Genomic DNA, 11890 nt, shown 5'->3' on the forward strand with positions numbered 1-11890 from the left:
TTAAGACTTATTTGAGCCAACAAATCTTATGGTACTTCAACTGCATTAAGTACATCGTTAATTACTTGTTCGGTAGTAACGTTTTCAGCTTCGGCCTCATAGGTAAGCCCAATGCGATGGCGCAACACATCATGCGCTATCGCACGCACATCTTCGGGTATTACATATCCTCTACGCTTGATAAATGCAAATGCCTTGGCTGCCAAAGCCAGATTAATACTTGCACGTGGCGAGCCTCCATAGTTAATCAGCTGCGCCAATTTAGGAAGTTTGTTTTCCTTTGGAAAACGTGTACTAAAAACAATATCTACAATATACTTTTCAATTTTTTCATCCATATACACTTCTCTCACAGCCTTGCGAGCGTTCATAATTTGCGGTGTGCTTACTACCGCGTTTATCTTGTTCTCTTCGTTGCTTAAGTTTTGTCTGATAATGGATTTTTCTTCTTCCTTACTCGGATAACCAATTACCACCTTGAGCATGAAACGATCTAACTGCGCTTCGGGCAAGGGGTACGTTCCTTCTTGTTCAATTGGATTTTGTGTGGCAAGCACTAAAAATGGTTGCGGCAATTCGAAGGTGTTTTCTCCTATGGTTACTTGTTTTTCCTGCATGGCTTCGAGCAAGGCACTTTGTACCTTGGCAGGAGCGCGGTTAATTTCATCGGCTAAAACAAAGTTGGCAAACACAGGGCCTTTGCGTATTGAGAATTCCTCCTTCTTCTGATTGTAGATCATGGTGCCAATTAAATCGGCAGGCAACAAGTCAGGAGTAAATTGAATACGCGAAAACTTTGCTTCGATGGCGGTGCTAAGCGATTTTATGGCTAAGGTCTTAGCCAGGCCCGGAACACCTTCGAGCAAAATGTGCCCATTACTTAGCAAACCAATTAGCAGTCGCTCTATCATATACTTTTGCCCTACTATGGATTTTCCTATTTCAAGGTTAATCAAATCTACAAAAGCGCTTTCCTGTTGGATACGCTCGTTTATTTCTTTTATATCAGTCATAAGTTTGAATGCGTAATTTTTACGAGGTGCAATTTTAACACTTTGAGGCCATAACGTTTGTTACACTTGCGTTACATTGAGTTAAAATGTTGTTAATGATATGCGGGCTTTTTTTGTAGACCTACCATAATGCTTTGCCTTGGGTTTTCTTCAATTATTTTTTTGTTGGGGAAATTAAAGCAGAAGGGTGAGAGAATTAATAAAATAATATTGAGTGAATTATAAAAAGCTTGCTCTAATAAAAACTTTTTCGTTTAATTTGTAATTGCCTAAAAGTTATAAGGGTTACCAAACATTTAAAAACTTAAATCCAATGGAAAATCAAAACACATTGCTACAGCTTGCAGAAGAAAATTCCCAATCTTTTTTATCAAACAAGCGTAAAACTTTTTTTCCTAAGAAAAAAAGTTTATTAATTGCCCCCTGCGCAAATTATAATTTTGTTACCTCTATTTACAATAAACATTCTTAAATCACAGTGTCCTGTAAATCCCAATGTAACATTAATCAATGCAGGAGGAACCGTTGTTTTACCTTCAGGCACTTATAATGACATTATTATTGATAATGCTACCACAGTCGAAATAAACGCTTCCACAATTATCCAAATGAATCCGGGCAATAGAATAATAGTGAACCCCGGCAGTACCTTATTCATAAACGATGGCACAATTGAAAATGAAGATGATGAAAACATATTAGAAAGCGAATTGAGAATTGCGCAGGATATACCTGTTACCCTTGAATATGAGCTGGGTATTTTAGAATTAGCCAAGACTACACTTTATCAACGAATACGCGATAGTATTTTAGATATTGATACAAGCACTGTTTTGCAGAATTTTTATAGTCTAAATCAAAATGGCCGTTACAATAATTTTGCTGATGCATCACATTTACGTCTAGATTTTGCAAAAGCAATAGATGATTTACACTTAGATTATGAACCACAAATCCAATTAATAAAAAGTTATTTGGAAAATAAAAGCCTTCTGTTGGCTAGTATCGGCACCAACAGCAATTTGATTTCTTACAAGACAACCTTAACAAATACATTTGTAATACAAGGTAATATACAACAAAGTGAAATTGCAATGCGAAATGCTTATTTATTAAAAAAGCCAATCTTAGACGCTCTGCAAACCAACTGGAGCAATAGTATCAGTTCTATTACCGATAATACATTAATGACTACAAATCTTCAACAATTAACGCCAATATTAAATAAGATAGTATTTGATAATTTATACTCACTAACCCAAGGGGACATTGAACTTGTTACAACGCTTGCCAATGCATGCCCTTATACTGATGGTGTTGCTGTTAACTATGCACAAGGTATAATAAAATCGCTTGACCATACCTTTGTAGCAGACAATAAATATAATTGTACACAGGTTGGCATTAATTATAAAGCTTCGAATGTTGTAAATGATAAAGGGCAACACATTCCATTTTCAATTGTTGATGAAGTAATTTCATTGCCTATTGAGATAATGCAAGATTATATCGAAATAAATGTGTTCGACATGTATGGAAAGGTGATAGAAAAAACCAACCCTAACAAGAATACAATAGGCACTACTTCTTGGCCTAATGGAATTTATGTGCTGCAAGTGATTAGAAAAAACCGTACTTCTCGAAATTACAAATTTAATCTAGTAAAGTAATGAAGCGCATCTATCTAATTGCCTTTTTGTTTTTGTTGTCAGCCATAGGCTTTTCACAATCAATGAAAGACAATATTATTTATGGGTCAGGCTTAAATGCTTTTCCGTTGTGGGGTCCTGCTATTATAAAATACTCGAATGGAGTGTTTACTAATTATGCCATTAATTCAGGTTTTGGAATTACAATGACTTCATTAGCAGCAAATGACTCAAGCGGCAACTTACTTTTTTATAGTAATGGCTTGTATGTAAACAATAGATTCCATAATCGAATAAAAGGCTGTGATTCAGTATTTATTGATTCAACTTTCTATACTGACCCGTTTTATCTTGACATAGGCTTAGGTGTAGCGGATGGGCTTTTCTCTATACCAAAACCCAACGTTCCCCATCACTATCTTGTGTTCCAATTAAACTATGATTTCAGTATTTTTTATCAGGATGCACGGCTTACTTATTTTGAAGTGGACATGGATGCTGACAGTGGTCGTGGGGAGGTTATCTCATGTAAAACAAATGTAGTGTACGATACGCTTGCCGATGGTTTTTTATCAGGCGTAAAGCATGCCAATGGGCGCGATTGGTGGATAGTATGCTTAGAGGCCTTTACCAATAAATACTACAAAGTATTGGTAACACCCGACACCATGCTGGTAAGTGAACAACTCATTGGACCAATTTTAGATTCTATTGAATATACCGGGCAAGGAAATTTTAGCAACGATGGCAACTGGTATGCACGTGCCGATGCTAACGGAGGAATTGTAATAATGCAATTTGACCGCTGTACCGGCATGTTTAGTAATCCCATACATGATACCACGCTTATTATGCAATGTGGGGGTGTCGGCTTTTCGCCAAATAATAAATTCTTGTATGTGTCAACATGGCTCGATTTGTATCAATACAATTTAGAAGATTCGGCAAATATGGTAGCTACTAAAATTCACGTAGCGCATACTGATACATTCATTATGCCTAGTTCGCCTTTCTTTAATACCTTTTACAGGCATTTTCTGGGGCCTGATAATAAACTGTATGTAATAACACAGGCCAACTACAAAGCCATCAATATTATTAACCAACCCGATAACCTGGGCCTTGCATGCGATGTGCAGCAACATGCTTTTCCATTGCTTAAACTTAATCAGCGCTCGGCTCCCAATTGGCCTAATTATGATTTAGGCCCAGTGTTGGGTAGTGTGTGCGATAGTTTAGGCCTTGGGGTAACACCTAATGCAGTGTTCCAGGATTTACGTATCAGTCCCAATCCCGCTATGGAATGGTTCTATATCAACTATACCTTGCCACAGAATACTTCGGCATTGGCAGTGTTGTACGATATAATGGGCACCCGCATAGACCAACGAATGTTGTATGGCCACTTTGCTTCGCTGCGGTGGGATTTGCCGCACTTGTCAACAGGGGTGTATATGTTGCATATTACAGGCAAGGGGATTAACACTTGTAAACGTGTTATGGTCATTGACTCGCAATAATATTGGGAGGTAATACGGGAGAGGTGAAAAACATAGAACTGCACTATGGTGAGAAGTGAATAAATAAGCAACTGATTAAATAGCCAAACCAGAGCGACAGGTTAATAGAAAATGCAAAAAACATCAACATAGCCCCAGCGGGGCGACACAAATAAAATCATAATGGGTATCACAAATTTTCCCTCGCTACAGAAAGCGTCCACACTTGTGGCCGTTTATTATCGCAATGCTTTCAATGAAATATTTCTATGACAAGTAATAAAAATGAATGGATATTACACAAACGTGCTATAGGCCACAAGCGTGGACGCTTGCGGGAGATGTGAGTTGCACGAATTAGAACAAAGGAAAATTCCTATAGCCTGAAGGTTAATAAAATCGACTAGTTTCCTTTTGGAATGCAAATTACAGCCCATGGCATCTGCCATGGGCTATGTTAATTTACAATTTTATCAACCTATACCCACCCGTTGCATTTTCAATGACCAACGTATATACTCCCGGTGACATACTACTGATATCAATGACGTTGTTGTAGGCCGTTAGCCTTGCACTTTTTACTTCCTGGCCAAGCGATGAAAAAATTCTTACCATAAAGGAAGATGTGTTATTCAAAATAGTTTTTGAAACGGTAACCGTATTAGTTGCCGGATTTGGAAAAACGGAATACGCTGATGAAGCTACCTGCTCTTCAACAGCGCTAGCGCTGTTGTAATAGATGCCTAGTCCTCCGCTGCGGTTACCAATGCATAAATCCATTGATCCATTGCCATTAATATCAAATACTGCGGGAGCTATATTCGGCCCTTCGGTACCATTAATTAATGTTTGTCCCAAATTATAATTGCCCATCATGTTGCCATCTATATTGTCATATATGTACACATTACCCGATTCGCTGCCTATAGCAAGTTTAGTTACACCATTTTCTTTATAAAATGCCGGTGCTGCATATCCGGTTATGGCAAATATGGGTGCCACATTTATGCCCCCTAAGGTATCTTTGGTTGGTATATTGCTGAACTGTGGGCTTGCTGCAGTTCCGGTGTTTTCAAAATATTGCATCCAACCTCTTCGCCTTCCAATTACTAAATCGAGTCTACCATCTGCATTCAAATCTATAATCTGCGGCATGCTATAATTACCCACATCAATGCTAAAATAGTTTGGGCTTGTCAATACAAAATTGGCAACACTACCAATAGGGTTATTTGCAAAATAATGCAACTGCCCATCTTCAGTACCAATAATCATGTCTATATCTCCATCGTTATCCATATCACCAAACGAAGGTGTTGCTCCTCCGGTAGCGAGGTTAAGTGAATTAACATCTGCAAAATTGCGATCTATTAATTCAAACTGTGGTGCTTGTGCGGTACCAATATTTTTCAATAACATCAATCCGGTTTTTATTCCATTTTCCTCTGGAAAATATTTTTCGTTACCGACCACTAAATCCATCAGACCATCGCCATTATAATCGAAAAATTGTGGGAATGCATACGCTCCCGTTTCTATCATATCGCGTTGCAGAAAAAGACTATCGTTAAAATGAAAATAAGGATCCTGTGTAGTCGATGTATCTGTATAAAGCCAAACAGAATGATTATTATAATCGCGTATGGCGCAAAACAAAATGTCTTTGCGTCCGTCATTGTTGGCATCGCTCAAACCATGTTGAATAAATGTTTTTACTTCTGCAGGTTTATCGTACGAAGGAAACGACTGATCTTGACTATCGGCAATGGGCAAAAAATTATCGCCACCATTGTGCGCCATAAGTGAAAACTCTGAATTCACATCACCAAATAATAATTCAGGATCACCATCACCATCTTCATCAAAAGCGGTAAGGCTGCTCAGTGTGTCATCACGCTTAGCTGCATCCGAAGGGTTGTAATCAGCATACCATTCATCAATCGGATTTTTTGCAAACAAACTGCATGTGGCATTAAACTGGCATACTCCATTTGTTCCTAAACATAAAACCATTTTGCCCCAGCAAAATGTATCGGTAACAAAAATGAGAGAATCACAACCAAACCCTAACTGACTTGATTTATTGCGATGCAAGAAAACGGTTCCATCTGGAAAATTAGGCCAGGCAAAAATGTCAAGGTCGGTGTCGTTATCCAAATCCCAAAAAGTAATTGCTTGTTCGGAGCTTGCATATATATTGGTGGGCAGTGGTCCAAAGTTTGTCATAAGTTGAGAGGTAACCAAGGTAAACTGCACATTGCCCGTAGTGGATGTATTTTTATAAACTGCCACATTGCCCTGTATATTGCTATGTGTAAAAATATCGGCCTTGCCATCACAATCATAATCCTGACAAAGTATCCAATCTTTGAATTGGGTAAAGTATTGAGCATACTCTACAGCGTACTGATAGCTGGTATTTCCGGCACTTCCTTTATTAAGAAAAACAGAAGGCTTATTTGTTTTCATATCAAAAAACAACAAGTCGTTTTTTCCATCCAAGTCAATATCAATTTCAGAAGGAATACAATTATTAAGCCCACCTGCCCAAGGGTCGGCAAGCGTATTGCCATTGTGTGTAACCATTGGATTAGCCCTAAAATAAAATTGGGCCGTAGAAATTTTTACAATTACCAGTACAACAAAAGCTGTACACAAAATTTTATTCATGTTGAAGTGATTTTATTTATAAACGAATTTAAAGCAAAAGTGTTTGATGTCTGATTTTAATAGACAACATTAATAATTCCCTGACGGTAGTGCCTCTTACCAAGATCATCCTGAATAAAAATGGTATAAGCATAAGCACCTTGCTGAACTCGCTTTCCGGCAAAGTCAGTTCCGCGCCATTGAAAATTTTTGTTCTTTGTGTTAAACACCATTTGGCCCAGACGGTTAAACAAACTGAATTCAATATTATCTACACCTTCCCAAACAGCCTTTAATACATCATTGAATCCATCTTCATTCGGAGTAAAAGCATTAGGCAAATACAAGGCATAAAATGGATTTATTTCAACTACAATGCTGATCGAATCCTTGCATCCTCCTGCACTGGTTGTGTATAACCATACAATATACGTTCCTGTATCCTGATAGGTGTGTAAGACATTGTCACAACCTAAATGGGTTGTGCCATCACCAAAATCTATCAGGCACGAATCGCCATATTGAGTAGTATTGATAAACTGGATTAAAGGATTGGCAATAGTGGCTACCAATGGGTCAGCATCAAGTCCCGGGATAGGCGTTTGTGTTACATTAACCAAGGAGCTATCTGTATAAGTTGTACTGCAACCATTTGGTGATGTAACCGTTAGGCTTACATGGTAAACTCCTGATACCGTATAGGTATACGATGGGTTTTGCAAAGAAGATGTATCTCCGTTTCCAAAATTCCAGAGGTACGTACTACCCGGTGGTGCGCTGCTGCTATCAGTAAAATTGGTAGTCAATGGTGGACAACCTAAAATCGTATCGGCACCAAAATCAACCGTAGGTGCATCTAATATGGTTACCGTTACAGTATCCGTATCGGGAGGGCAACCATTGGCCGAAGTTATCAGACTAACAATATAGGTACCAATCTGATTATAAGTAACTCCTGTTACAGTCGCAGTATTGGCATTGGCAGGGGCAGCATTGGCCGTAAAATCCCAAATGATTCCGGCACCCTGAACCAACGGGGCATTTATGGTAAAATCAAAACTGTTATTACTAATACACTGGGTTAACAAGGTAGTACTTCCTATAACCGCTTCCTGGTTTGCGGTAACCGTAACGGTTACCGTATCGGTAGCTGAGCAATAGGTATTGCTCACCGTTAGGTAATAGGATTGAACGAGCGCGGTATTTCCGGTGTTTTGCAAATTGCAATACGGTTGGGCTACCGAAGTTGAACTTAACGAAACAGCAGGCGACCATGCATATGTAATTAATGGAATGATTGGAGCACCAAGTTGTCCACTATCGAGCGAACAAAAGGCAAGATCGATTCCTGCATCGGCCACCGGAGTTATGCCTACATAAATAGTATCGGTAAGGGTATCATTGCAATTACTATTAATCATGATTAACGAAACAATGTGTGGGCCCGAAGTTGCCCAGTCAATGTCAAATGGTCCAAGGTTACTGCCTGAAATAATATTTCCGCCATCAAAGTCCCAAAAATAAGTGGCTCCCGGAGTTGAACCGGTGTAGGTAATTGTAACTGTTTCTCCGGTGCAAAGTGTGTCATCACTAAGAGAAAAATTTGCATCGGGAGAATCCTGAATATATATAGTATCCGTTGTGGGTTTCGAAATGCAACCGTTTTCAAGCACTGCAAGCCCAACAATATACGTACCTGAAGTAGCGAAGGTAAGGGCATGTGGCCCCTGCACTGTGCCACCCGGCACGGCAGTAGCTCCTCCGAATATCCAGTTATACAAACCTGCTATTGTACCGGTACCGGTATATGTTGTTAGCACAGGTTGATTGGTGCATGCAGTATCCGTAATAAAAAAGGAAGAAGTAGGTTTTTCATTAACCGTAATTAGCTGATAAGTTAACGCGCTTATACATCCGGCATCGTTTACTTGTAAGCCGATGCTGTCAAGTTGAGGGGTGCTCCATGTAAGCATCAAAGTGTCGTTTCCATTACCGCCAACCACAAAGGCATTTCCGGTATTCCAGGTGTAGATGGTGCCGTTATTCACAATTCCGGTATAGGCAATCATGATGGTATCGCCTGTACAAACCGTTGCCTGCATATTAAAATTAGAATCGGGTGGTGCACTTACATAAACATTTTTAATTACTGTATCGCTGCTACATCCATTTTTTACAACATACAAACTTACCTGAAAAGTTCCTGCAGATTGCCACTGCACGGTAATGGGACCTTGCCCCGAACCACTTACAATAGTCGCTCCCGAAAAATCCCAATTATACGCTGCGGTTGTATCAGCATTGCCTACATAAACAGCTGTTGTGGTTTGGGTAAGGCAAATAGTGGTATCAGTAAAAATAAAATCAGCTGTAGGCTTATCATAGACGGTAACAGAGGCACTACTTGTGTGTGAGCAACCATTATTGCTATTTGAAGCAACTAAAGAAATCAGATAGGTACCGGTGGCAATATACGTTTGTGCCGGAGGATTAGGCCCTGCAAATGTATTACCATTGCCAAAGATCCAGTTATAGGTTGTAACCCCCACACTGCTGTCAAGCACGGTTGTAGTTAACGAACCGCAGCCGGTGGCACTGCTAATAGCGAAACCGGAGTATGGTGCCATTTCGAAAGTTCCACCCCACGAAAGTGTATAGCCAACACCGGGCAACCACGAAGCATTGTTAATATGAATAACATACGTATTACCTGCTGTAACTATTACCGACTGACAAATATGTCCGCTACTACATGGCGTAGTTGAGGTGTCTTGCATTCCCGTAATTTGCCCACCGGGTGGGGTGTACACATAGTTACACGCAATGGAAACTCCAGGACAACCTCCGGTAATATCAAGCACTTCCCAATCAAGGTTAATATTTCCACTAGGTGTTGCCAACCACTCAAGCGTTCCGGTCTTTGCCACATCAAACTTAAAGTACATGTCGCTTTGGGGCCAAACTTGTAGCATGATATGGTATCGCCCGAAGAGGTAAAAGCAGGAGCACCCAATGTGGTCACTGTTTGCTTATTACAAACCTGAATGGCATTTACACAAGAGTCGCCTATACCGGGGCCGTAAGGTGGTAAATTGTCGATAGAAGTTATGCAAACTGTAAATTCACCATCGCCAGTAAGCGAAGTAACTTCAAACCACACTTGAGTTCCGATAGGTAATAACTGGTTGACTAGCGCTGTGCCGTTGGGACCAGGTGCAGTATTACAATCGAGGGGAATGTTACCCGAACATCCTCCCGTTGGAATGGTAATACTAACTGTTTGAGCCGGATTACCACCTGTTGGCGATACTGCTATCAGATTATTTGTTCCCGTGGTAATGTAGGTAAACCAAACTTCGTTGCCTCCGGTAGGTGCATTACAAGCATTGGGCGCAATGGCATCGGGGGTGGCATTTAGGTTGGTGGCGGTGAGGCAAATTTGACCAGTGGCAGGAATTACAATTGGAATAGCATTGTAACACTCATCGTTAGAAGGCTGAGCATAAGCAGCTATTGAATAAAACAACAAAGCAAAGACTAAATATTTTTTCATTGACAGATTTATCGAAGAATTAGCAGTTTGAAATTTCATTATTAGGATACCGGTGTCACAGATACTTTTAGCAAGCCAAAATACTAATTGTCAAACTTTGAACTTAATCATATTGTGTCCACCTTTGCAAAATTATCAAATTTTATTTTTAAGATGGAAAATCTAAAGGAACATATTAACAAAAATCAGGAGCAGTATCTAAAAGAGTTGATGGAGTGGCTGCGCATTCCCTCGGTAAGTGCCGATAGCAAGTATAAAGAAGATGTGGCACGTGCTGCACAATTTGTGGCTGATAAATTAAAAATAGCCGGAGCCGATCAGGTAGAAATTTGTGCTACAGCCGGACACCCCATCGTTTATGGAGAAAAAATTATTGACCCCACCTTTAAAACAGTTCTTGTGTATGGGCACTATGATGTGCAACCTGCCGACCCGGTTGAATTGTGGACCACGCCACCTTATGAGCCTCAAATACGTGATGGAAAAATATATGCCCGTGGTGCCTGCGATGATAAGGGTCAGGTGTTTATGCATGTTAAAGCATTTGATTTGATGAATCAAATGAATCAAATGCCTTGCAATGTAAAATTCATGATTGAAGGCGAAGAAGAAGTAGGCAGTGCCAACCTGGGAACATTTGTTAAAAACAATAAGTCGCGGCTCAAGGCTGACGTGATTTTGATTTCCGATACATCCATTGTTGCCAACGATACCCCATCTATCGATGTTGGATTGCGAGGGCTAAGTTATGTAGAAGTAGAAGTAACCGGCCCAAACCGGGATTTACACTCAGGAGTATATGGCGGTGCTGTTGCAAATCCGATACAGATTTTGGCACAAATGATTACTTCTATGAAAGATGAAAACAACCACATCACCATTCCCGGATTTTATGACGAAGTATTACAGCTTAATGAAGCCGAACGTGCTGAGCTAAACGAAACACCATTTGATCTTGATGAATACAAAGTAGATTTGAATGTGGGAGATGTACACGGTGAAAAAGGATATACTACCATAGAGCGCACAGGCATTCGACCAACTTTCGAATTAAATGGAATCTGGGGAGGATACACAGGCGAAGGAAGCAAGACCGTATTGCCATCAAAGGCTTATGCTAAAATTTCGATGCGTCTGGTGCCAAATCAAAAACATGATACCATAACTGCGCTATTTGCCAAGCACATTGAAAAAATAGCTCCACCTTCAGTAAAGGTAAAAGTTACACCACATCATGGTGGCGAACCTTATGTATGCCCTACCGATAGTGTTGCCTACCATGCAGCGGCCAAAGCACTTGAGACCACTTTTGGCAAAAAGCCAATACCAACAAGAGGCGGGGGCAGCATTCCAATTGTTGCGCTTTTCGAAAGAGAATTAGGATTAAAATCTGTGCTGATGGGTTTTGGTCTTGATAGCGACTTAATCCATTCGCCCAATGAACATTTTGGTGTTTTTAATTTTCTGAAAGGAATAGAAACCATCCCTCATTTCTTTGCAAACTTTGCAAAGGGGTAATTCTGCTTC

Annotated in this window: 6 protein-coding genes; 3 read left to right on the plus strand and 3 right to left on the minus strand. The window is 39.9% G+C overall.

The features are described from left to right. Positions 1-26: 26 nt before the first annotated feature. Positions 27-1013: an AAA family ATPase gene (locus tag IPO27_02140; protein ID MBK8845402.1), complete on the minus strand. Its 987-nt coding sequence runs from the start codon at positions 1011-1013 to the stop codon at positions 27-29. A 440-nt stretch (positions 1014-1453) separates the two neighbouring features. Here IPO27_02140 and IPO27_02145 point away from each other — a divergent pair, with 440 nt between their 5' ends. Further along, positions 1454-2683, plus strand: coding sequence for a T9SS type A sorting domain-containing protein (locus IPO27_02145; GenBank protein MBK8845403.1), 1230 nt, complete (start codon positions 1454-1456; stop codon positions 2681-2683). Beyond that, positions 2683-4182 (plus strand): T9SS type A sorting domain-containing protein, encoded by a 1500-nt coding sequence (locus tag IPO27_02150; GenBank protein MBK8845404.1) that lies wholly within the window; start codon positions 2683-2685, stop codon positions 4180-4182. Before IPO27_02145 ends, IPO27_02150 begins: the two co-directional genes overlap by 1 nt. Before the next feature lie 441 nt (positions 4183-4623). Here the strand turns inward: IPO27_02150 and IPO27_02155 are convergent, their stop codons facing one another. Then, positions 4624-6831, minus strand: a complete 2208-nt coding sequence (locus IPO27_02155; protein MBK8845405.1) for a T9SS type A sorting domain-containing protein — start codon at positions 6829-6831, stop codon at positions 4624-4626. A 56-nt stretch (positions 6832-6887) separates the two neighbouring features. Next, positions 6888-9755, minus strand: coding sequence for a gliding motility-associated C-terminal domain-containing protein (locus IPO27_02160; GenBank protein ID MBK8845406.1), 2868 nt, complete (start codon positions 9753-9755; stop codon positions 6888-6890). A 761-nt stretch (positions 9756-10516) separates the two neighbouring features. Here IPO27_02160 and IPO27_02165 point away from each other — a divergent pair. Then, positions 10517-11881, plus strand: coding sequence for a dipeptidase (locus IPO27_02165; protein MBK8845407.1), 1365 nt, complete (start codon positions 10517-10519; stop codon positions 11879-11881). The last annotated feature ends 9 nt before the right edge of the window (positions 11882-11890 follow it).

Source organism: Bacteroidota bacterium (assembly GCA_016714535.1).
In the GTDB taxonomy this organism is placed as follows: domain Bacteria; phylum Bacteroidota; class Bacteroidia; order AKYH767-A; family OLB10; genus JADKFV01.

Coding starts and splice junctions, on each gene's coding strand:
- IPO27_02160 (MBK8845406.1), bottom strand. CDS start 9,755: ATGTACTTTAAGTTTGATGTGGCAAAGACCGGAACGCTTGAGTGGTTG.
- IPO27_02150 (MBK8845404.1), top strand. CDS start 2,683: ATGAAGCGCATCTATCTAATTGCCTTTTTGTTTTTGTTGTCAGCCATA.
- IPO27_02155 (MBK8845405.1), bottom strand. CDS start 6,831: ATGAATAAAATTTTGTGTACAGCTTTTGTTGTACTGGTAATTGTAAAA.
- IPO27_02165 (MBK8845407.1), top strand. CDS start 10,517: ATGGAAAATCTAAAGGAACATATTAACAAAAATCAGGAGCAGTATCTA.
- IPO27_02140 (MBK8845402.1), bottom strand. CDS start 1,013: ATGACTGATATAAAAGAAATAAACGAGCGTATCCAACAGGAAAGCGCT.